Here is a 22674-nt window from a genome sequence, read left to right as displayed (position 1 = left end):
CCGTCGCCTTCGCCCTCGCCGGCGCCCTCGCCTTCGCCCTCGCCTTCCCCCTCTCCCTCTCCCTCGCCCTCGCCCTCGCCTTCGCCTTCGCCTTCGCCCTCGCCGCCGATTGTCTGGAGGAGCATAGGGATGTATCCATACTGGATAGCATACGCCGAGGATGCGGCAAAACCTGTTTCACCTGTTTGAGCGGTGGCGGTTACAGCCGCATAATCCAAGGCGATGCCGGTATCGCCACCGCTGTCGATGGCAGTGATGGGAATGGCATAGTCCGCTGAGGTTGCAGCGTAAGCCGAGCCTGTGGCAAGCAGGATTGCCGCCTGGACCGGTAACGCCCATGTTCTGAAGTGGCTCATGGTTAATCTCCTTCAGGTTCTTTTGTTCACCGCGAGACAAACCACAAGGCCAAATCAAGGGGCCACCGTCTCGAGAGTATATTCAATGCTGGCGCCGTAGAAGCGCATACCAAGGCCAGTCATGGGTCCCAACGAACACCACAGGTGATACTGATACTCTCTATTGTCCACACCGGATGCCGTGAAAGTGGTATCGGTCACAACCCGGACGTCTGAACTCGCCCCCGTCGTTGTAAGGGAGGTTGAGGCTATGGCGGGTGGAGAGATGCCCGTCATCTCACGCGCATAGAGATCCATATCGACATAAAACTCGTCATCAGGATCGCCGTCATAGTAATACATATTGAGAGCCGTCATGGTTGCTCCTTGAGGCAGGTCAACGGGAGCCATAAGCGTCGAATTTCCGGACCCGCCCGAAACCCTGCTCACATATCCACCGGAATGCCATTCGAGTTCTTGATTGGCGCTGCTGGTGAGGCTGGACACGTGGAACGTGGTTGCGGGAATTTGTCTGGTGTACGACTTCGGGCTCTGGTACTTGTAAGCCTCCGTGGTCACGACGTCGCCTTCGAAGTACCCGGCGCTGTCAGGGCCGGCAAGTTCCGCTCTCAGGCCATTGTAGTCGTTATAGGCATGCAACCCGAGTCCATTGGCGCCCTCGGTGAAGATGTCCACGCCAACGCCGTAATCGCCGGCGGCGGAAGCATAGAGGCCGCGTCCCACGGGGCCGACTGCCTCGAAGTATCCCCCGTAGTTAAGGCTTCCGCCCGTGGTGGTGGATTTTCCGTGCACGCCTATGCCCCGGTCACCGGCCGTTTCGCCGTAGACGCCTTTGCCGGTCAACGCCTGCGCGTGAAACCAGCCGCCGTAGTTAGTGACCGCCCCGCCGTCATAGGCGTACCCCTTGACAGCTACGCCGCCCGACGGTAGGGACTGTCCGAACACGCCTGTGCCTCCGGTCCCCAGCACGCCCACGCCGGTGTTCGGCCCGTGTCCAATCACGGCCGTGCCGTTTTCGCCGGTGGCCTCCCCAAGGACCCCTATGGCCTCCGCGCCGGCGGCCGTGCCGTGCACGCCCACGCCTTCATTGCCGTCGTAGTTTTCACCAAGCACGGCGGCCGTGTCCGCGCCGGTGGAGAGGGAGGAAATGGCGTTTCCGGGCCCCGTGACCTCCAATTGCCCCTCTTCGATGAATAGATGCGTGAAATAGCCGTCCTCGTACGTCGAATAATGGGACGCGGGCCTCCCGCCGAGCATTTCCGCATCGCCGGCGCGGTAGGCGAACGGCGCGCTGGTCAAAGGCTGCACGGGCAAGAGTTCCTGCGCGCCATGGGCGCCGTCGTCAAACCAGATGCGGAGCGACAGGCCGTTGCCGTCGTCCGCGAGGGCCGACGGCGGCAATGCGACCATGTTGCCGTAGAGAGCCGTGTCTCCCAGACGCACGCTGTAAACGCCGTTGTTGACCTCCAGCGAGACGGCATTCGCGGGCATCAGTCCGGTCCCGATGTTAGAACCGTCATTGGTCCAGAGGCTGAGCCCTCCACCGTTTTCCATGATCGCAAAGCGGAACGACCCCGTGCCCGAGAACGGGGTGATACCCACCTGGACCACGCCTTGATGGTTTATGGTCTGCGGCACATCCGCGGCGGCGGCTCCAGACCATAGGCCGGCAAGACAAGCAGCCAGTACGAGCCAACCGGGAAAACAGGAACGTGTTACGGTAAGCATGACAGCCTCCTTTCCGTATCTTGGGCCAAGACACAATTCAACGGCCTTCTGCTGTACGCGCCCGCGGACCGGAAGGCCATTCTGCCTATCCTCCAGCGGGCACACACCCGCCTGAAGCCGCTATGCACGAACACGGCCGTTCTGTCACGCGCAACGGCGCCGCGTTCCCCTGCCCCCCGGATTCGCGGGCGGCGATGAACGCCGCCGCCCGCGAAGCGTGTTGTCTGGCTGTCAGGCCGGACCGGGGCAGAACCCGTCTTCCGTGCCTTCATCCGGACACGGGTGATACCCGCCCGAGTTGTAGAATTGGATGATACGGAGCAGTTCCGTCAGCACGATCCGCCAATCGGGTCCGGACGGCGCGTAGTCGCTGGAGTGAGGCGCGCAAGTCTGGTCGCCCGGCCCTGGCGCGTAGCCGTCTTCCGTTCCTTCTTCACAGTGGAATCCGCCGGAGTTGTAGAACTGAATCACGCGCAACAGTTCCGTCAGATTAATCTGGCCATCGCCGTTGGGATCCGCCGAATGACTCAGGATCGCGCCATCGTAATCCTGGTTGGCCTGGCCCTCGGTCAGGTTAGTGTAGGAGCGTGATTCCGGCTCGAATCCGTAGTTCTCGAGCGCAGGGGTCACGGTCCCGGTCCAATTGTACGGGACTTCCACGCTGTAGCCGCCGTCGCTCCCGGTCACGGGGTTTCCGGGCAGTCCAGTCATCGTTACCCCTTCCAGCGGGTCTCCATACGCAGTCACCATGCCCGAGATAACCGGGTTCACGGCCGTGTAGTCTTGCTCCGTCGCGTTGGCGGTCAGGTTCGCATAGTCGCGCGAGGCGGGCTCAAAGGTCGTTCCTGTGAGCGTGGGGGTGACCGAGCCGGTCCAGTTGTAAGGAACCTCAACGCTGTAGAGACCGTCGGCACCGGTGACGGGGTTACCCGGCAGTCCGGCGAGGGTTACGCCCGCCAGCCCGGCGCCGTTCGCGGTGACGCTGCCGGAAATGACCGGGTTCACGGCCGTGTAGTCTTGCTCCGTCGCATTGGCGGTCAGGTTCGCATAGTCGCGCGAGGCGGGCTCAAAGGTCGTTCCTGTGAGCGTGGGGGTGACCGAGCCGGTCCAGTTGTAAGGAACCTCAACGCTGTAGAGACCGTCGGCACCGGTGACGGGGTTACCCGGCAGTCCGGCGAGGGTTACGCCCGCCAGCCCGGCGCCGTTCGCGGTAACCATACCCGAAATCGTGGGATTCACGAGGATGAATCCCGTCTTGGTCTCCGTGTCCGCGCCCGCGGCCGTCGTTATCGTCAGCGAGACGGTGAATGAACCGGGAGTCAGGTACGCGTGAAGCGGACTCTGCTCGTCGCTTGTGTCCCCATCACCGAAATCCCACGTCCACGAACTGACCGTCTGCCCGTCGCCGGGATTCGATGTGTCCGTAAACTGTACTTGCAACGGCGTGGCGCCCGTGACGGGGTCCGCGATGAAATCGGCCGTAGGCAGGGACATCTGCATCACCGTGCCATCGGCGCCGCCGGTGCTGCCGTACGCCAGCAGCGTCCCGCTGTAGAGCGTCTCCACATAGCGGACGTTGATACGGCCGCCGCCGCCGCCGAACGCGCCGCAGTCGGCCGCGCCGCCGTTGGCCGTAATGCTGCCTGTGCCGGCCAGGAGATTGCAGGTAAGGTAGATGCTGCCGCCGGAACCACCCCCATTGCAGTTCCCGGGATTCACGCCGTCCGAGGTCAAATAGCCGTGGACGGTGACCGTGTTGGCGGCATTCACGCGAAGCATGCCGCCGCCCGCGCCGCCCTCGCCTGTGCCGCCACCGCTGCCGGGGTCCACGGGTTCGAGATCGGACCCGTAGGTCGGCCCGCCGCCCGGCCCGCCGCCCACGCCGCCGTAGCCGCCGCCGGAATCCCAGTTTGTCGCAGCGCCCGGCCCCGTGCCGGAAGGATAACCGCAACCATCGGCACGAATCGCACTCAGTGGGCCGATAGTCAGGTTCCCGGTATCGATTGCGAAATTGCCGATGAGAACACCGCCATCGTTGACGGTCAGGTTGGCGCAGGCGAATGCTACCTGCGCAAATGGCAACGGTTCGCCGCGGTAGACACTCAGGGTCGCGGCGCCCGTCACCAGAAAGTCGCCTTCGGCACTGAGCGGCACGTCACTTTCATAGGTGGCTGCGGCCGAATCCCGAATCGTGATATTGCGGTAAACGATGGCCTCGATATCATTGGTTTGGAACCGCCATGCGGGACCCGCGATGAAATCGAACATCGAACCGTCGTCCGCATGCTGGAAGAAGCCGACGGTGCCTGGTTCGCCGCTGTTCGCCCCGCCGTCAGCGGAAGCGGTCAGCGAGTCGGCGCCGGTTGCCGCATAGACGGCGATACGGCCGCCGCCGCCGCCGTCATTACCGCAGGTGCTGTTACCGCCATTTGCGATGAGGTTCCCCATTCCAGCCAATTCGTTTGCGGTGATGTAGATGCTGCCACCCGCCCCTGCGCCGTCACACGTATCTTGGGCAGTCGCACTCACGAGGCCGTCGATTGTCAGCGTACCGCTGATATCGAGCCGAATCGCGCCGCCGCCGTAGCCGCCCGTGTCGCCGCCGCCGCTGCCACGCTCGACCGGCGCAACCGCCGAACCATAGGGCTCCGCGCCGGATCCGCCGCGGCCGCCGTGACTGCCGCCGATGTACCAATCCGCGGCGCCGCCGGGCCCTTCATTGGGACCGTAGCCGCAACCGTCGGCGGACAGATGGCAGGATGACTCCAGGGCCATGTCTCCCGCGTGTACGGTGATGTTTCCAGTGAGTGTGGAATTGGCATTGCCGACCGTCAGTGAGGTGCACGTGAGTTCGAGCGCGCCGGACCTGCTCTCGAATGGGCTCAGGGAGGTCCCGTCACTGATCGTGACCGACCCGGATGCGTCCAGACTGACACCGTCTTCAAACGTCGTCGAGGCGTGGCTCAGGAGCATGTCGTGATAGGCCACCAGTCCGGCGTCATTATTCTGGAAGCGCCAGCATGGCCCGCTCGTAAAATCCACGTTGGCGGGGTCGCCGTTATTGAACAATCCGCACGTGCCATCCGCGCCGACCGCGCCGCCGCCGCCGCCCGAGGCTGCCAACAGGACTCCCGGCGCGCCGTCGCCATAGTAGAGCACCACGCGTCCGCCGCCGCCGCCGCCGTTGCCGCACGTGCTCGCACCACCATTGGCAATCAACATGCCCGTACCCGTTAGTGTGCCCGCCGACACGTTGACCGTGCCGCCGGACCCCGCGCCGGCGCAGGTGTCGAGACCATTCGCAGTGACCTGACCGGCCAGTGTCAGCGTTCCTGCCGCCTGCAGGAAGACCGCGCCGCCGCCCGCGCTTTCGCCGCCGCCGCTGCCCATGTCCTCCGGCATGACCGCCGAACCGTACGGGTCCGGTCCGTCTGCGCCGCGCCCACCGTAGCTGCCCCCGCGATACCACTCCCAGCCCGCGCCGGGCCCTGACAGCGCAGGATAGCCGGCGCCGTCGGCGTAAATGCCCGCATCTTGCTCAATGGTAATGTCGCCCGAAGCATTAATCGTGATGTTGCCTTCGATCATGCTCGTGTCCAACAGGCTCAGGCCGGCCACGTCCAGCGTGAACGGCGCGAGCGGCAGGGTGCGGTCGTATGCCGTCAGCCTTGAGTCCCCCTGCATCGTGAAACTCTGTGCCGTGATCCCCGAATCAGGCGGGTAGGCCGCCGCGCAATCCGCAAAGGTAACATCGCCGTAGGTCGTCGGGTCGCCGTTCTCAAACCGCCATGAGCCTGTTGAATACAAATTGTGGCTATCGGGGTTTGTCGTATCGAAGAATGCGGCCGTGCCCGGTGCTGCCAGTACGCCGCCGCCGCCCGCGCTGACGTTGGTGATTCCCAGAAACGCCGAGGCGGGATTGCCGCAATAGACGGCGATGCGGCCGCCGCCGCCCCCGCCGTCGCCGCACGTGCTCTGGCCGCCTGTGGCCTCTATGGCGCCGGAACCTCCGAGTGTGCCCGCCGTGATGTAGACGCTGCCGCCGGAACCTGCGCCGCTACACGTGTCTACGCCATTCGCGGCTACCACGCCGTTCAGCGTCAGGGCGCCCGTTACGTCCAGCCGGACCGCGCCGCCGCTACCGGACTCGCCGCCGCCGCTGCCGAAGTCGGTGGGGTACGCCGCCGAACCGTACGTTGCGGGTCCGCCGCCGCCCACGCCGCCGTAACTGCCGCCGCGCCACCATTCGCTGCCGGCGCCAGGGCCCGCTCCGGCCGGATTGCCCGCGCCCGACGCGGCCACCGCGCTGCCCACCTCAATCGCGACATTCTCCGTGGCGTGAATCACGAGGTTGCCCAGGACTTGAGAGGTGCCCGCAATATTCAGGCTCCCAACATTCAATGTAAGGACGGGATAAGGGAACGTGCGCCCGTACAGGTCCAGGGTCGAAGCGTTCTCGATGGACATGAAAGCCGAAGTGATTTCCGTAACACCACCCTCATAGGTGGCGGCCGAGCCGGAAAGCGTGACCGTACTGTATTCCACGGGGTCGCCTTCTTCGAAGCGCCACGCGTGCCCCGCCCGTAAAGAGAGAAGGCCCGGGTTACTCTGATCAAAGAACCCGACCGTTCCCGCTTCTCCCGGCGTGCTGCCGCTGCCGCCGAAGGCCCAGGCGCCGCCCACAAACGAACTCGTCGTGTAATAGACGGCTACGCGCCCGCCGCCGCCGCCGCCGTTGTCGCATGTGCTGTTGCCGCCGTTGGCCGTGATGTCGCCGCTGCCTTCCAAGTCGCCGGTCACCAGGTAGACCGTGCCGCCGGCGCCCGCGCCGCTGCATGTGTCGATGCCGTTGGCGCTGACCGTGCCGTCGATCACAGCCGTGTCGCCCACTTCGAGCCGGATGGCGCCGCCCCCTGCGCTTTCACCGCCGCCGCTGCCCTCGTCCACCGGTTCCGCCGCCGACCCGTAGATGGCGGGCCCACCGCCGCCCACGCCGCCATAACTGCCGCCGCGCCACCATTCACTACTTCCGCCCGGCCCTTCGCCCACGCCGAACCCGGTGCCGTTCGCGGAAATGGTGCAATTTTCGCCGACCTCGAGTTCGCCGTTGACGATGAGGGTCATGGACCCAAGCAGCGTCAATGTGGCGTCGTTGTCGACCTTGACGTTGTCAAACTCCAAGGTCAGGTCAGGGCCCAGAACGGTATCGCTTGTAACGACCAAGTCCGCGCCGCGCGCGGGCAGGGACGACCCGGCGAATACGATGCCGAAGAGCAGGACAGAAGCTGAGAATAGTCTGCAAACCGGTCCGACGCTGGCGTACATGGCGAACGTCTCCTATGTGGGCCTCCACGGGCCCGGCAGGAATCACAAGACAGCCGAACGAGTCTCGCGCAACACGTGCTCGAAGACGCGCGGACAACGATAGGTCCCCTGAAAAGGCAGGAACAGCCGTAAAACCGGAATCGATCGGTCACTACCGCCACCCTCACCTCATGAACCTCCTTCTCCGTCCTGTTTCCCTGCGCCCGGCCGCCGCAGGTTCCGGCACCCGATTCCTCAGGCTCCGGTGTCAATGCACTGCGTCACCGTGGCGTCCGTTTTCCATGCGCGCTTTCCTGACGCGGAGCACCGGACAAACGGCAGAAAAACGGCTCCTTCTCTGATGGCAGTGACTACTCCCTCATCCAAGAAAACACTAATCCCGGAGGCGCCTTGGTGTCAAGAGTCTCCATGACCATGAGCGGGCCGTATTTGCCCCTTGAGAAACGCGCCTTTGCCGTGTTCCGGTGTATCTCGTATAGTAGGGACGGACGGCCGCGGTTGCGGCACCGCAGCGCGGCCAGGGGACGGACCCATGTACAAGGGCAAGAAGGTAGTCGTGGTCATGCCGGCGTATAACGCGGGGCAGACGCTGCGGCGCACGCATGACGAGGTGATGGAGCAGGGAGTGGTTGATCGCGTGATTGTGGTGGACGACGCCAGCGGCGACGACACGGCGGCGATTGCGCGCACGCTTGCGGACACGACCGTGGCTGTGCATCCGCGCAACGCGGGCTACGGCGCGAACCAGAAGACGTGCTACCGGCTCGCGCTGGAGGCGGGCGCGGACATCGTGGTCATGGTGCATCCGGATTATCAATACACGCCGAAGCTGATCCCGGCGATGGTGTCGCTGATCGGGAACGGTCTGTATGCGTGCGTGCTGGGTTCGCGGATTCTGGGCGGCGGCGCACTGGCGCAGGGGATGCCGCTGTGGAAATATGTGGCGAATCGCGGCCTGACCTTCTTCGAGAACCTGCTGACCGGCGCGAAACTGTCTGAATATCACACGGGATTCCGCGCCTTTTCGCGCGAATTGCTGGAGCGGCTGCCGCTCGAAAGGAATTCGGATGATTTCGTGTTCGACAACCAGATGCTTGCGCAGGTCCTGTGGCTGGGCTACACGGTTGCGGAGATTACCTGCCCGACGCGCTATTTCGAGGAGGCGTCGTCGATCAATTTCACGCGCAGCGTGCGCTACGGCTTTGGCTGCCTCCGAACCGGGCTGCAATACCGCCTCGGCAAGCTGGGCGTGTATCAGCCGCGCCTGTTTGCCGGGTTTCGCGAGCCGGACCTGAACGAGGGCGCCTGAGCCGCGGTGCGCGACGCCCGGGGGCGGACCAACGCGAACGGGCGCGCAATAGCAGGATAGACGGGATGTTGAGTCGCGCGGCTATTTCCCCGCGAGGCGGACCAGGAGGGTATTCGTGCCGGGCTTTAGGTCGTAGCGCAGGAAGAGGAGTTCGCGCGGCAGGATTTTGCCCTCGATGAGGCCGGGCGCTTCGGCGATCTGGTACAGGCTGTAGTCGTCCCACAGGGCCAGGCCATAGGGCATTGCGGCGTGACTCTCGACGGCTATTTCGATCTCGCGGCTCCACGTGTGCCGGACGTCGCGGAGGAGACGCGCGCGCGGGATAACCGGTTCCGCATAGTAGGTGCGCGTGTCCCAGGACCGGTGATAGTTGCGCAGGCACACGGGTTCGGTCTTGCCCTGTACAAACATCATCTGCGCCCCACGGTCGTAATAGAGGAAGGTTCTTGGCCATGGGCCGGGGCAGGTGCTCCAGGTATAAGCGGGATTGGGCGGCGGATGGGGCGTGTCTTCCCAGAGCATATACGAGGACGCCGTATGCGGGTTGCGTTCGCGGTATGCGCGGGCGGCCTCGGCGAGCGTCATGACGCGGGCGTGCGGCGCCACGTAAGCCGCGAATGCGTCCAGCATGACAGCCGCTTCGCGGATATCCTCCTCGGTATAACAGCGCCAGCCCTCGGCGCGCTCCATCTCGTGGGCTTCCTGATGCTGCACGAGGACCACTTGGCCGTTCCAGTGCGCGTTGCGCCGGTAGTTGTCCGCCAATTTCTTCCAATAGCCGATGTTTTCCCAGGAACAGAGACCGCCGCGCGCGACATCGTTCGGGTCGGTGGAGTACAGGCACGGGTTGCCGCTGTGAAACGACTTGAGCAGGTCGCGGGCCGTCCATTCCATGGCGATTACGCCGCGGCCTTCCGCAGGGCGCAGGCGGTCCTCCGGGTCCATGTAATAGAAGCCCCAGGGGCAGCCGCGGTCCGTGATTGCGTCCACCTCGATCTGCTCCCAGCAGAAGCCCCAGAGCCCCTCGAAGCCCAGCGCGTCGAGCAGCCGCGCGATGTCCGGATCCGTGTGGTTGCCCGCGGCGATGGACACTTCGGCCCACGGCAGCGCGGCGCGGACGAGGCCGCGTTCGCCGGCTATCTGGGCTTTTTTCGTTTCGAAATCGCCTTGGTAACGCGCCGCGATGCCCGAGGTAAGCTCCGGCGTGGCCAGCGCGACGTCATCGCCAAACCGTTCATGCCAGTCCGTCAATTGGGCCGCGGCGATCCGGGCCGAATCCGGGCTTACCAGCCACGTGATGCGCACGCCGTGAGGGTGGAGCGTGTCGGCGAGCAGGCGCATGCCGTTCAAGCAAGTGGCGCCGTCCCGGTGGCGTGCGGCCATACCGGCGAACGTGTAGACCAATTCGCCCATCAGGGGGCCTCGGGCAGAGGAACGCCCGCCAGTGTCCGCGCGGCGTCGTCCGCGATACGGGCCACTGCTTCGCTCAGGGCTTCGCTCAGCGCGCCGGGCGTATCTTCATGGACCGGTTCCAGGGCGCGGAGCAGGCCCGCCCAGAGCAGGCGCACGCCGCGGGCCTCGCGCACTTCGATGTGGACGGCTACCTCCGCCATGGCGGGGGTAACGGTGCGGTTTTCGAGGAAACGGCGCACCTCGCCCGTAAGGATAAGGTCGGGCCGGGCCATGTCGGCCGCATCACCGACATCCTGGAAGCGCCCGGACGCGGCTACGGCATCGCGCACGGCGCGCGTGACGACCTCCGCGGGCGGTTCCGCCCAATGGATGCGTTCGCGGAACACGAGTTCGTGGTTTTCGCCCAGATACGCGAGCGGCTGCCCATAGGGCTTCGCGGAGAGGAAGGGACGGAGACCGAGCGTCAGCGACGCAGGCGCGGCGGGCGGCGGCGCGGGCGCCGGGCCGGCAGGGGCCTCGTCCGGGGACATCGCGGCGGGCGACGGCATATCATGCTGGTGCAGGGCCGCGGACGGCTCGATCAGAAAGAACCGCGTGGGCGCGGCCTTGTGCGAGAGGCATCCCGCCATCGCCATGCAGGTCACGGCCAAGAGCCAATGTCGCATACTATTTCCTCTCTTCCGCGGCGCTTCGGCCGCGCAGCAGCGATGCCGGGTCGTCGCGCAACTGGTCGCTCAACTGCCGCAGCGACGCGAGCGTGTCATCCAGTTCGCGCAGGCTTGTGCGCAACGAAAACTCGACGTTGCCCGTCTCGTGCGTTACGTTCGCGAGGGTGTCGTCCAGTCCCGATGCCGTTTTTTCGAGTTGCGCCGTGAGATTCGACGCGTTCTCGAGAACCCTTTCAAGGCTTTCCTCGATTTGCGTCAATTCAACGGGTGCCAGTTTCGTCTGCAGCGTACCCGCGAGGTCCTTGGCGCTGTCCGCAAATGTCTTGATGCTTTCCGCCGCATCGAGAATCTGGTCCAGGGCGCCGTCGGTTTCTTCGCGCACGTACTTCAACGTCTCCGTGGCTTCCCGGACCATGGCCCGCGCGTCCGCGACGAGATTGCCCGATTCATCGATGACCTTGGTCAGGCTGCCCTCTTCCAGACCCTCCAGTCCCGAGGTTACGCCGTCGGAAATAGCGGCGAATTTCTCCATCAGCTGCTCGAGTTGGGTGCTGATGGCGGTGAGCGCGGAGACTTTCGAGGGAATCGTGCTGTTCGGCGGCAGTTCTCCGCTGTTATGGTTGCCGCCGCTCACGGAGACGGCGAGGGTTCCCGCCGCAATGCTCGAGACCACGAGCCGGGCCTCGACACCGTTGTACAGCGTGGCCTTGTTCGGGTCGATCACGATTTCGACTCTAACCAGGTTCTGGCGGGTGACAGTGATGTTGCGCACCTTGCCGATGGGCACGCCCATGTATTCGACCGTGCTGCCGTCGTAGAGGCCGAGCACGGACTCCTCGAAGACGATCCAATGGTGAACGCCGCGGTCCTCATGCAGCCCGGCCACGAGCGAAAGCCCGATTGCGGCCAGCGCAAAACAGACGAAGAGGAACAGCCCGACTTTCACTTTTTGCTTGCGTGTTGCCACCCCGTGTTCCTTCCTCTCCTAAATGCTGCGCTGCATGATATACGCGTCGGGCCGCCGTTCAAAAAACTGCCGGACCCGCTCAACGCTGGTGTGTTCGACGTCGCCCAGCGTGCCGAAGAATATGGCGCGGCCCTGATCCAGCATGAGTATACGGTCTGCAATCTTGCGAATCGACTGCAATTCGTGCGTGACGATGACGAAGGTGATCCCGAGCACCCGCTTCAGTCTCAGGATGACCTCGTCAAGCCCCGAGGCCATGATCGGGTCGAGGCCTGCGGACGGCTCGTCAAAGTACACGAGTGGGGGGTCCAGCGCAATGGCGCGCGCGAGGCCGGCGCGCTTGCGCATGCCGCCCGAGAGTTCGTCCGGCATCAGGTCCTCGGCGCCCGCGAGGCCGACCAGGCTCAACTTCATGCGCACGATCGCGTCGACCAGGCGTTCTTCGCACGCGCCATATTCGCGCAGCGGCAGCGCGACGTTCTCGCCCACCGTCATCGAATTCAACAGGCCGCTGGTCTGGAAAGCGATGCCGATGTTCCGCTGCATGTGCGCGATTTCTTCTTCGTCCATCTTGGTGATATCGGCGCCCTGGTAAACGATCCGGCCCGACGTGGGTTTCAGCAGGCCGCACATGTGCTTCAGAAGCGTGGTTTTGCCGCAGCCGCTGCCGCCGATCACGAGGGTCACCTCGCCGGCCGTCACAGCGAAGGACACGCCGCCAAGGATCTGTTTCTCCCCGTAATGGGTGACCAAATCTTGCACTTCGATGATGTTCGCCGTCATGTGCCGTTAATCCGCCCGGACCGGCGCGCGGTTCCAGGGCCGTCAGGGAATCAGATAATAGAATATGATCGCAAACACGATATCGATGCAGATGATCATGAAGATATCCATGACCACCGACCGGGTTGTCATCAGGCCGACGCCGCGCGAGCCGCCCTCAACGCGGAAGCCGTTGTGGCAGCCGACAAGCGCGATGACGACCGCGAACACGAAACACTTCAGGAAGCCCTGCATCAGGTCGTCCAGATGCGCCGCGTTCAGCGTTTCCTCGAACCAGATGGACGGCTGAAAGTCGAGGATGAACACGCCCCACAGGGCGCCGCCCATAATCCCGGCCAGCAGGCCGATGATCGTCAGGCACGGCATGGCAATCAAGAGGGCGAGCAGCTTCGGGGCCACGAGAAACTGGTTCACGTTCAGCCCCATGCCACGCAGCGCGTCGATCTCTTCTTGCACCTTCATCGTGGAGATTTCCGCCGTGATCGCGGCGCCCGTGCGCGCCGACACGACCACCGCCGTCATGATCGAGGCCAGTTCCCGCGCGAAACCAATCATGATCAGGTCGGCCACATAGATCTGCACGCCGAAATTCTCGACCTGCTTGGCCGACAGCATGGCAATAATCAGGCCAAGCAGGAAGTTCATCAAGGCCACGATGCGCACGGCGCGCGTGCCCATTTCGTGGATTTCCTCTACTAACAGTCCCCAGCGGAAGCCGCGGCCTTCGAAGGGAGCGAGTACGGTCCAGTAGACAGCGTCTACGCAGAGGTTGAGGAAATCCCGCGACTCCGCCGCCCACTTCAGCGTGTAGTGGCCGATCTCCTCGAAGAAACCGGGCGGCGTTCTTGAAGCGGAGGCGGTGTGCGTGAGTCCCGGCGCGACCAGTTCCAGGTATTCGGCCACGTTACCGTGCGCGCCCTCCAGCTGCAGCGCGCCATGCCGTTGTTGCACTCTTTCGGCAATTGCCACGAGCCATGCACTGCCCCGTGAGTCGATAGACTGTGTGCCGGAGCAGTCCAGGGTCAGCGTCAGGCCTTTGCCGAGGCGCTGACGCGCTATCGTGTCAAAGAGCGTGCGGCCCGTTTCCTGGTCAAGCGCGGGGGGGCAGGCCATGCGGATCGCGTTCATGCGCCGCGCTCCGCCAGTGCCTGGAATTCCTCCTCGGTGAGTATGGGGACCCCGAGGGCCTGCGCCTTGGTCAGTTTCGACCCGGCGTCTTCTCCCGCTATGAGGTAGTCCGTGTTCTTGCTCACGCTGGAGGCCGCCTTGCCGCCCAATGCCTTGATCTTCTCGTGGATGCCGTCCCGCGTGTAGTGGCGCAGCGAGCCCGTTACGACAAACGTCTTTCCGGCCAGAGGCCGCGGCCCGGAAACGGCCGCGCTTGCTTCGGTCGTATTCAGGCCCAGGTTGCAGAGGCTATCGATTAGCGCGCGGTTTTCCGGGGTTTGAAAAAAGTCGTGCACGCCTTGGGCCACGATGGCGCCGATGTCGTGGATTTCCTGCAGTTCCGGCACGGGCGCGGCCATCAGGCGGCGGATGTCGCCATAATGGGACGCGAGCACCTCGGCGATGTGCCGCCCGACATGGCGAATGCCCAGCGCGAACAGCAGACGGCTTAAGGGCCGCGCTTTGCTCGCCTCGATGGCCGCGACAAGGTTCGCGGCGGATTTTTCGCCCATTCGTTTGAGAGCCTGAAGCGTGTTCGCGTCGAGCCGGTAGAGGCCGTCCGGGCCCAGGACGAGGCCGCCATCCACCAGTTGATCGATCACCGCGGGGCCGAGCCCCTCGATGTCCATGGCTCTGCGTGAGGCGTAATGGGCGAGGCGCTCCTTCACCTGTGCGGGGCAGGCGAGGTTCAGGCAGCGCAGATAGGCGCCGTCCGGGTCCTTGTGTACTTCGGTGCGGCATACGGGGCACTCGTGCGGCACGGGGAACGGCTTGGCCCGCGGCGGGCGTTCGGCGGGAACGTAGCCGAGCACCTGCGGGATGATTTCGCCTGCTTTCTGCACTTCGACCAGGTCGCCGACGCGCAGGTCTTTCTTCTTGAGGTCTTCGAAGTTGTGCAGGGTCGCCCGTTTCACGATGGTGCCCGCCAGTTTCACGGGCTCCATCTTCGCGACGGGCGTCAGTGCGCCTGATTTGCCAACCTGGACCTTGATGTCCAGCAGGCGCGTGCGGGCTACCTGCGCCGGGAACTTGTACGCGATGACCCAACGCGGCGACTTTGTGGTGGCGCCCAGGCGTTGCCGCTGGGCAAAGGAGTCCACCTTGACAACCATGCCGTCAATTTCATACCCGAGTTCGTGGCGCTTTTCCGCCCAGGAATCACAGTAGGCGATGACTTCGCCGATGGCTGCGCAGCGTTTCCGGTGCGGGTTTACGGGGAAACCCCAGTCGCGCAGTTTTTCGAGCGCTTCCATGTGCGAGGCGGCTTGGAAAGCGGTGTTCGGCACGAGTTCGTAGACGAAGATATCCAGCCGCCGTTCAGCGACCTGCTTCGAGTCCAGCAGCTTCAGGGTGCCCGCGGTAGTGTTGCGCGGATTGCGGTACGGCTCTTCGCCCTCCGCCTCGCGCATCTTGTTGAGCCGGTCCAGCTCCTGGTTTCGCATGAATACCTCGCCGCGCACCTCGAGCGTTTCGGGCGCGCGCCCGCTCAGCCGGAGCGGAAGGCTGCGAACGGTCCGGACATTCTGGGTTACGTCATCGCCGCGGACGCCGTCGCCGCGCGTGACGGCGCGGGCCAGCACGCCCTGCTCATAGCGCAAAGACATGGCGACGCCGTCAATCTTCAGCTCGACCGCGTAGGCGGCCGCTTCGCCGCCGAGGCCCCGCCGCACGCGGGCGTCGAACTCGCGCAGTTCCGCTTCGCTGTACGTGTTGTCGATGGACAGCATGGGTACGGCGTGTTCCACCGTCTCGAAGCCTTCGATGGGCGCGCCGCCGACGCGCTGCGAGGGAGAGCCGGGCGTCCGAAGTGCGGGGTGGTCTTGCTCCAGCAGGACCAGTTCGCGCATGAGCGCGTCATAGTCGAAGTCGGAAATCTCGGGCCTCGCTTCCACGTAGTAGAGGCGGTTGTGCCGCTCGACTTCAGCGCACAGCGACTCATGCCGTCTGCGGATCTTCTCCGGTATCACGCTTTCAGTCCCCTTTTCTGTGGCGGCATTATAGAAGAAGCGGGGCCGCGCTCGCACAAAGCTGGCGTGCGGGTCTCCCGGCACGAAGCGGCACAGGAACGCCGACGCGGGATGGTTGTAGTTTGACATCTCGGGAATCAGTTGGGCTAGTATCCGTAGAGCGCGGCGCGCCGGCGCGGCAATTGCCTGCGCGGTGCGCGCGCGGGATGAGCAAAATTGCACCGGTTCGCCGCGAAAGATCGTTTCACGGAGGGGATGGAACGTTATCTGCCAGGCGTACGACGGGGCCGCGAGGTTGATCTCGCCTGCCCGCGCTTCTACCATGCTGTATGCCGCGTCTCCCGGTGGATGAGCGTGGTCGACCAGAGGACTCTCGCGGCAGGATGTGCCGCGCAGGCGTTCGCGCCTGCGGGAGTGGAATAAACGACATGCTTGACCTCGCTAAGCTGAAGAACCTGTCCACGTGGCCGAAGATGCGCGCGGAGATCGAGGCGTCCCTGCTTGCCGTGCTTGGTGAACTGCCGAAGGAGCGCGTCGAGCTGCAGGCCAAGACCGTGGACGAACTGGAGCACGCGGGCTACGTGCGGAAGCGCGTCAACTATTTCGTGGACGGCTGGGAGCGCATTTCGGCGTGGTTGTTTGTGCCGGAGGGCAAGGACGAAGCGCCGGCGATCCTCTGCTGCCACCAGGAAACGCCCGCGGGCAAAGACGAAGCGGCCGGATTTGAAGGGGATTCCCGGCTGGCCTTCGCCCAGCATTACGCGGAATTGGGCTATGTGACCCTGGCACCCGATTGCCTGACCGCCGGCGAGCGGCGCCTTCACAGCGCCAAGCCCTTCGACACGAAACAGTACTACAAGAACAATTCCAGGCTGTCTTTTGCCGGGCGCATGCTCCTGGACCATGCCTACGCAATCGACCTGCTCGAAGAGCAGAAACGCGTGGATTCCGCGCGCATCGGCGTCATCGGCCACGGTCTCGGCGCGTTTAACGCGCTGCTGCTTGCCGCGTTCGACGACCGCGTCCGCGCCTGTGTGGCCAGTTGCGGCTTCACGCGGCTCAGCACGGACAAAGACCCGGATCGCTGGACTCGCGGCGAGGGCATGTGCCTGATGCCCGAATTGAAGAAGAGTCTGGATGCGGGCCAGGCCCCTTTCGACTGGGAGCATATTCTCGCGCTGGCCGCGCCCAGCCCGACGCTGGTGATAACCTCAACCGCGGACACGCCGCTCTCAAACCCGAAGAGTTGCGAAAAGGCGGTGACGCTGGCCGGGCGCGTGTACAAGTTGCTGGGGGCGCGCACCGCTATCGACCATTATGGTCACGCGCAGGGCTTCCAGAATTTCACCCGCGAAACGCTTGAAGTCGCCGATGAGTGGTTTGAACGCTGGTTGTGAGCGCGTCTTTTGCCTGATATTGGCGTCCCGCGAATCGCGTGGCGCCTTCCCGGCGGAATAAGACGGCCGGGCGGGTGTTTTTTCTCAGGGGTTGCGGTCGGGGCGGTGCCCGAAGCGGGCGCGTGTAAGGGCCTGAAGCAACGGTCCACGGAGTTGTACATGGATAGTGCCGCCGCGCAGCGTATTCAACATCTGATTGAGAACATTGAACGGGTCGTTTTTGGGAAGCATGATGTCGTCAAGTTGTGCGTGACGGGTCTGCTGGCCCGCGGACACATCCTGATTGAGGACGTGCCCGGCATCGGGAAGACGACGATTGCCCAGGCGATCGCGCGCTCGATGCAGTGCACGTTCAGCCGCATTCAGTTCACCAGCGACATGTTGCCATCGGACATCCTGGGCGTGTCGGTGCTGGACCCGCGGTCGAATGAGTTTGTGTTCCGCAAGGGACCGATTTTCGCGAATGTTGTGTTGGCGGACGAAATCAACCGTACGCCGCCCAAGACGCAGAGCGCGCTGCTGGAGGCCATGAGCGAATATCAGGTCACCGTGGACGGCAGGCCGTACGAACTGGCGCGGCCGTTCATCGTCATGGCCACGCAGAACCCCGTTGAGTACGAGGGCACCTATACGTTGCCTGAGTCGCAACTGGACCGTTTCATGCTGCGCGTGACGATGGGGTATCCGCCGGCCGATGACGAACTGCGCATCATGCGCCGCAGGGACCCGCGCAAGGAGCTGGAGAACCTGCAGCCCGTACTCACGGGCGAGGAACTGGTGGCGTTGCAGGACGCAGTGGGCCAGGCGCGCGTGGACGAAAGCGTTGCCCGGTATATCCTGGACATCATCCAGGGCACGCGCGAGCATGAGCAAGTGATGCTGGGGGCCAGCCCGCGCGGTTCGCTCACGTTCTACGAGGCGTGTCAAGCGCGTGCGGTGGTCGAGGGGCGCGATTTTGTCACGCCTGGCGACGTCAAGGTGATGGCGGTTCCATTGCTGGCGCATCGGATACTGGTGAAGTCGCGGGGCGCTGACCTTGCCACGGCCGCGGACGAGCGGGGACGCGTGATCAGGGATGTTGTCCAGCGGATTCCCGTGCCGCGGTAAGCGCCATGCCGCACCCCCGCACAAAGCGTCCGCGCCGGCTGCGCCTGCTGCCCGTTGGCCGGGCGTTCGTGCTGATGATGCTGCTCGGGCTTCCCATGGCGTGGAACACGGGCAATCAGTTGCTCTACCTGCTTTTTGCCGGCGTATGCGCGTTTCCCGTGCTGTCGCTTGTATGGGCGGTGTTCTTCTCGGTGCGCGGCCTGACCATGAGCCGGGTCGCGCCGCATGCCGTGCAGCGGAGTGAACCGTTCTGGGTGCGGGTGCGCATCGAGAACCGCCGCCGTCTGATTCCGGCGTTCTCGCTGTGCATCGGCCGCGCGGCGTTGCGCGGCGACGTGCTGGCCCATGTCGTTTGCCTGCCAGCGGGCCGTGCCGTCGAAATTGCCGTTCGCCACAGGCTGGCCTATCGCGGCCCTCATGTGCTTGAACCGTATGCCTTGCGGTGTTCCTATCCCTTCGGCCTCATAGAGCGGCGGCGCGTGTTTGCCGACCAGGCAGAGGTGCTGGTGTATCCGCGCGTTCACGCGGTGCGCACCAATGTGGTGGATGAGTTCGGCACAGGCCGGCAGGCGCCGAGCGTGGCAACGGGTGAAGGCGATGAGTTCTTTACGCTGCGTGAGTACGTGAACGGCGACGACCCGCGCCGCATCGCGTGGCGCGTCAGTGCGCGGCTCGGGAAATGGATTGTGCGCGAGATGTCTCGCGAACACTCGCGCCATGTCGCGTTTGTGCTGGACGCGCGGCGCAGGGCGGACGTCGAAGATTTCGGGCGGCGATTCGAGGATGCGGTCGAGATGCTCGCTTCGCTCGCGATTACGCTGCTGCGGCGGCATTACAACGTGGCCGTTTACGTTCCAGGGGGGGCGGTTGACGGCGGAGAGGGCGCCACGCACGAGCGCCGGACCCTGGACTTGCTGGCGCGGGTAGTGCCGTGTGCGGCGGATGCCCCCGCGTGGCCCGAGGCGGTGCGCCGGGGCCGGGAATGTACCTGGGCCGCAGTCATCGTCATTTCGCCCGATCCCGGGAGCTGGGGCGGCGCGGTGTATGGCGTGGATGCGCGCGTACTGGATCCGCGGAAGGTCATCTATGCGTAAGTCCGCCGGAATCAGTCTGCGCGTTGCGGCCGCGGTGCTGGCTCTCTCGGGGTTTCTGGCGTTGGCGTCCGTTCGCATCTACGGGGGCATTGTGCTGGTGGTTCCCTTGTTCTTGATGCCGATTGCGCCCATTGCCGAGCGTCTGGACGCGCGGTACCCGGTATATCGCGCGATTACGTGGCCGCTCACACTGGCGTATTTCTTCTTCGTCCCGTTTACCGTCATGACGTTTGGGCTGCTCGATGCCGTCGTAATCCTGGTCGTCTTCATTCAGAGTTATCTTTTGCTGCATACGAAGGACGTGCGCCAGTTTCACCACATCGCGTTGATGGCGCTGTTCATGTTGCTGGCCGCGCTCGTGCAGGCGCCGGAACCCGTGATGGGCCTGGTCCTGGTTCTGTTCCTGGTCAGCGCCGTCTGGATGTACGTGTCGCTGGGTTTGCATGCGGACGCCGCCGCCGTGCCGCCGCTCGCATTCTCAGCGATACAGGCGGACGATGCGCCGAAGGCGGCCTGGCGCGTTTGGGTCAGCGTCGTGCTCCTCGGCGCGGCCGCCACCGTGCTGACTGTCCTGTTTTTCCTCACCACGCCGCGCACGGAGGCGGGCCTTTTCGGCCGTGAACTCCTGCCGGACCGTTCGCGCACGGGCTTTGCCGAGCGCGTGGACCTCGCCGGGGGCGGCACCGTTGCCCGGGACACAACGGCGGTGATGCACGTCGAGTTTCCCGGACTGCCCGGCGGCGTCTATCGCGGGCCTCTGTACTGGCGTACGACCACCTTTAACCAGTACGTCGGGTCTGAATGGAGCCGCAGGGGACTCTCGGACAATCTCGAATCCCCCGCGATGACCTTTCCCGGGCGGCGCCGGGCCGGTTTTCCCTTTGGCTCCGGCGGCGACCGTATTTCCCGTTTCCGCATGCCGGCCAAGGAGCGCGTGCGGCAGGTGATCTACATGGACGATGTCCCGGGCCTGGGCGTGCCATGCCTGGACCTCGTTCACGAGGTCTCCTTGGTCGCGGCGCCGCGGGGAGCGCGGCTGCGCTGGGATGACGCGATGGATTTCACGGTGGTTTATGACACGGCGGGCTCGCGCCGTATGACCTATGAGGCGTGGTCGGAGGTGGGCGAGGCCAACGCCGCGGTATTGCGCGCGGCGCCGGATGACTACGAGCAGGAGTTGTCGCAGCGCGACTATCAACTGCTGACGGCCCACGAATTGCTGCCGGAAACACAGGCGCTGGCCCGCCGTCTCACCGCGGATGCCGGGTCTGTCTACGAACGCGCGCTGTTGCTGCAGCAGTGGCTGAGCGGGCCGGAGTTCACCTATACGCTCGATTTGCCGGTGCTGCCGCGCGACCACGCGATGGACGTGTTCATAAACGAGACGCGGCGCGGCCATTGCGAATTGTTTGCGAGCGCTCTGGCGCTCATGCTGCGCAGTCTCGGCATTCCTGCGCGCGTGGTATCGGGGTTTCGCGGCGGTGAATACGAGGAAGACAGCCAGTCCTACACCGTACGCGCGTCGGACGCCCATCTCTGGGTGGAGGTGCTGATTCTGGGGCAAGGCTGGGTCGTTTTTGACCCGTCGCCGCGCGCCGAACCCGGCGATATCGGCCAGATTGAACAAATTACGCGCAATTTGTCACGCGTCTCATTGGAACTGAAGATGTTCTGGTATCAGGAGGTTGTTGGCTACGACCGGGGTATGCAACTGGAACAGCTCCGCGAGGTTACCGCGAACCTGGTGGGTATGCTGCCTGCCATGACGCGAATGCTGGAGCCGGGCAGCGGCAGGCGCGTCATTTGGGCGCCGGCCAGGTATTTCCTGCTGTTGGGACTGGTCGCGGCGGGTGTATGCGCCGTCTATCTGGTCCCGCGCGGACAGCGGCGGTCCTGGGTCCTGACGACGGACCAGGCCCGCGCCGCGCGCCTGTATCGGAGTGTGTTGCGGCGGTTTCGGCGGATTGGCGTGAATACCAGCGGGGTCACCGCCGAGGAGTTGCTGGCGCATTGGCCGGTGCAGCGAGATGGCGAAACCTTGCGGGAAGTGATCCAGGCTTATAACGAGGCGCGTTTTGGCGGAAGACGAATGCCGCGCGAACGATACGTGCAATTGCTGCGGCGCTTGCGGGGGGCGTTCGCGAAGCGCTCAGCGCGCGAGTAGCAGCACGACGCTGTCTGGCTGCCACGCCGCGGCCGCGAGGTCTTTCTTCCCGTCTTGATTAAAGTCCGCGACGCAGAGCGCACGCGGCCGCCCCTCGCGGATCGCGTAGGATTCCCGCCGGAACGCTTGCGTCCGTTCAGATGCCGCGGACGTGTTGATGAATGCCTCAATCTTTCCCGAGGCAAAGCACGCGGCCGCGAGGTCGGGCCTGTTGTCTCCGTTGAAGTCTTCCGCGACGAGGTCTTCAATCTGGTGCTCGAGCACAGCCCGGTCGTCGCCGAGGAGCAATTCCTGGGACACGCTGAACGCAAAGCCACCGTCGCCGTAGAAGATGACGATGCTGTCGTCCATGTGCGCGTGTGAAACGACAATATCGGCGCGGCCATCCTGGTTCACGTCGCATACGCGGATGCGGTTGGGCAGGCGGCCGCGCGTCGGGAACCGGGTTACCGGTTCAAAACCGAATTGGCCGTTGCCGCGCAGCAAGGCCACTTCCCCCGTCGTGTGCAGCAGCACGGCAAGATCACCCTTGCCGTCGCCGTCGAAATCGTAAAACCGCACATCGCGCGGCCCGCCCGCGAGGGGGAAGAACTGCGGCACGCCAAAATAGGCTTCCGGGTCGCCGGGCAGCAAGACGAGCGCATCGCAGGACCATGCGGTGCTGACGAGGTCGCGGTAGCCATCGCCATTGATATCCGCTATCGCGAGGGAGGACAGGCCCGGCTTGGTGAAAATGGGGAGTCCGTCCCCGTCCAGGTGGCGGTAGTACGCCAGGCCTTCGTCGGGCACCTTGAAGTCGAGTGTTTCGAAGAGGTTGTCCGGGAGGTTGCGAAACAGCGTGATGTCGCGATGCCGGACTGCGAGGAAGCTGGCCACGACAATGTCCGGCATCCGCAAACCGTCAATGTTTGCTACCGCGATGGCGTAAGGGGCGAACCCCGTCTTCAGGGAAGGATGGTGTTTCACGTATTTCAGGTCGCCCTCGGCGATGAGGAGCGACAACTCGTCGTTGGCCGGTCGCTCTTCCCGCTGGTCCGCGAGTGGCCCGGTGTCCGCGGTGATTATCTCCGGCCACCCGTCGCCGTTGAGGTCGGGCGCCGTGATGGCGCGCGGGTTTGAGCCGACCCGGAACACGCGGCTGATCTCGAATGTCTGGGCCGAAGCCGGGACAAGGGTAAGGCAAAGCGCCGCCGCAAGCGGCGCGAACGCGCCGAAACGCAGTCCCATGC

15 protein-coding genes are annotated in these 22674 nt (G+C 64.5%); 5 read left to right on the top strand and 10 right to left on the bottom strand.

The genetic code is table 11. The features are described from left to right. The 3 genes from KA184_10805 to KA184_10795 form a co-directional block, all read right to left on the bottom strand. Positions 1-356: hypothetical protein (locus KA184_10805; protein MBP8130055.1), on the bottom strand; the 356-nt coding region annotated here is incomplete at its 3' end. A gap of 54 nt (positions 357-410) precedes the next feature. Then, positions 411-2084 (bottom strand): hypothetical protein, encoded by a 1674-nt coding sequence (locus tag KA184_10800; GenBank protein MBP8130054.1) that lies wholly within the window; start codon positions 2082-2084, stop codon positions 411-413. A gap of 231 nt (positions 2085-2315) precedes the next feature. Continuing rightward, a complete protein-coding gene (locus KA184_10795) occupies positions 2316-7409 on the bottom strand; it encodes a PKD domain-containing protein (protein MBP8130053.1) in 5094 nt (1697 codons plus the stop codon). A 532-nt stretch (positions 7410-7941) separates the two neighbouring features. Between KA184_10795 and KA184_10790 the strand changes: the two genes are divergently transcribed. After that, a complete protein-coding gene (locus KA184_10790; GenBank protein MBP8130052.1) occupies positions 7942-8718 on the top strand; it encodes a glycosyltransferase family 2 protein in 777 nt (258 codons plus the stop codon). Between the two features lie 81 nt (positions 8719-8799). Here KA184_10790 and KA184_10785 read toward each other — a convergent pair whose 3' ends face one another. Genes KA184_10785 through ligA form a run of 6 tightly spaced genes read right to left on the bottom strand, consistent with a single transcriptional unit; the run spans position 8800 to position 15812 of the window. Next, entirely contained in the window at positions 8800-10131 is a 1332-nt protein-coding gene (locus tag KA184_10785; protein MBP8130051.1) for a hypothetical protein, read from the bottom strand. Next, positions 10131-10796 (bottom strand): membrane integrity-associated transporter subunit PqiC, encoded by a 666-nt coding sequence (locus KA184_10780; protein MBP8130050.1) that lies wholly within the window; start codon positions 10794-10796, stop codon positions 10131-10133. Before KA184_10780 ends, KA184_10785 begins: the two co-directional genes overlap by 1 nt. Before the next feature lies 1 nt (position 10797). Then, the gene (locus KA184_10775; protein ID MBP8130049.1) at positions 10798-11766 is read right to left on the bottom strand and encodes an MCE family protein; all 969 of its coding nucleotides are present in this window, start codon (positions 11764-11766) and stop codon (positions 10798-10800) included. Positions 11767-11784: 18 nt separating this feature from the next. Next, entirely contained in the window at positions 11785-12549 is a 765-nt protein-coding gene (locus KA184_10770; GenBank protein MBP8130048.1) for an ABC transporter ATP-binding protein, read from the bottom strand. A 42-nt stretch (positions 12550-12591) separates the two neighbouring features. Then, positions 12592-13677 carry an ABC transporter permease gene (locus KA184_10765; GenBank protein ID MBP8130047.1) on the bottom strand — a complete coding sequence of 362 codons (1086 nt, stop codon included), beginning with the start codon at positions 13675-13677 and terminating at the stop codon, positions 12592-12594. Then, the gene (gene ligA, locus KA184_10760; GenBank protein MBP8130046.1) at positions 13674-15812 is read right to left on the bottom strand and encodes an NAD-dependent DNA ligase LigA; all 2139 of its coding nucleotides are present in this window, start codon (positions 15810-15812) and stop codon (positions 13674-13676) included. Before ligA ends, KA184_10765 begins: the two co-directional genes overlap by 4 nt. 299 nt (positions 15813-16111) lie before the next feature. On the opposite strand from ligA, the gene KA184_10755 reads away from it, so the two are divergent. The 4 genes from KA184_10755 to KA184_10740 all read left to right on the top strand — a co-directional run bounded on the left by KA184_10755 (position 16112) and on the right by KA184_10740 (position 21445). Further along, positions 16112-17080, top strand: coding sequence for a dienelactone hydrolase family protein (locus tag KA184_10755; GenBank protein MBP8130045.1), 969 nt, complete (start codon positions 16112-16114; stop codon positions 17078-17080). Positions 17081-17239: 159 nt separating this feature from the next. Further along, entirely contained in the window at positions 17240-18187 is a 948-nt protein-coding gene (locus KA184_10750) for a MoxR family ATPase (protein ID MBP8130044.1), read from the top strand. A 5-nt stretch (positions 18188-18192) separates the two neighbouring features. Then, complete coding sequence (locus KA184_10745) at positions 18193-19281, top strand: DUF58 domain-containing protein (protein ID MBP8130043.1); 1089 nt, start codon at positions 18193-18195, stop codon at positions 19279-19281. After that, the gene (locus tag KA184_10740) at positions 19274-21445 is read left to right on the top strand and encodes a DUF3488 domain-containing protein (protein MBP8130042.1); all 2172 of its coding nucleotides are present in this window, start codon (positions 19274-19276) and stop codon (positions 21443-21445) included. Before KA184_10745 ends, KA184_10740 begins: the two co-directional genes overlap by 8 nt. On the opposite strand, the gene KA184_10735 is transcribed toward KA184_10740, so the two are convergent. Then, positions 21431-22672 carry a VCBS repeat-containing protein gene (locus KA184_10735; GenBank protein ID MBP8130041.1) on the bottom strand — a complete coding sequence of 414 codons (1242 nt, stop codon included), beginning with the start codon at positions 22670-22672 and terminating at the stop codon, positions 21431-21433. The two genes, KA184_10740 and KA184_10735, sit on opposite strands and share 15 nt — an antisense overlap. Positions 22673-22674 lie beyond the last annotated feature (2 nt).

It is taken from the genome of Candidatus Hydrogenedentota bacterium (assembly GCA_018005585.1).
GTDB lineage: Bacteria > Hydrogenedentota > Hydrogenedentia > Hydrogenedentales > JAGMZX01 > JAGMZX01.
Note: the sequence above shows the minus strand (reverse complement) of the source record. Positions and strands in the feature narration are given on the sequence as shown.

Coding starts and splice junctions, on each gene's coding strand:
- KA184_10800 (MBP8130054.1), bottom strand. CDS start 2,084: ATGCTTACCGTAACACGTTCCTGTTTTCCCGGTTGGCTCGTACTGGCT.
- KA184_10795 (MBP8130053.1), bottom strand. CDS start 7,409: ATGTACGCCAGCGTCGGACCGGTTTGCAGACTATTCTCAGCTTCTGTC.
- KA184_10790 (MBP8130052.1), top strand. CDS start 7,942: ATGTACAAGGGCAAGAAGGTAGTCGTGGTCATGCCGGCGTATAACGCG.
- KA184_10785 (MBP8130051.1), bottom strand. CDS start 10,131: ATGGGCGAATTGGTCTACACGTTCGCCGGTATGGCCGCACGCCACCGG.
- KA184_10780 (MBP8130050.1), bottom strand. CDS start 10,796: ATGCGACATTGGCTCTTGGCCGTGACCTGCATGGCGATGGCGGGATGC.
- KA184_10770 (MBP8130048.1), bottom strand. CDS start 12,549: ATGACGGCGAACATCATCGAAGTGCAAGATTTGGTCACCCATTACGGG.
- KA184_10765 (MBP8130047.1), bottom strand. CDS start 13,677: ATGAACGCGATCCGCATGGCCTGCCCCCCCGCGCTTGACCAGGAAACG.
- ligA (MBP8130046.1), bottom strand. CDS start 15,812: ATGTCAAACTACAACCATCCCGCGTCGGCGTTCCTGTGCCGCTTCGTG.
- KA184_10755 (MBP8130045.1), top strand. CDS start 16,112: ATGCTTGACCTCGCTAAGCTGAAGAACCTGTCCACGTGGCCGAAGATG.
- KA184_10750 (MBP8130044.1), top strand. CDS start 17,240: ATGGATAGTGCCGCCGCGCAGCGTATTCAACATCTGATTGAGAACATT.
- KA184_10745 (MBP8130043.1), top strand. CDS start 18,193: ATGCCGCACCCCCGCACAAAGCGTCCGCGCCGGCTGCGCCTGCTGCCC.
- KA184_10740 (MBP8130042.1), top strand. CDS start 19,274: ATGCGTAAGTCCGCCGGAATCAGTCTGCGCGTTGCGGCCGCGGTGCTG.
- KA184_10735 (MBP8130041.1), bottom strand. CDS start 22,672: ATGGGACTGCGTTTCGGCGCGTTCGCGCCGCTTGCGGCGGCGCTTTGC.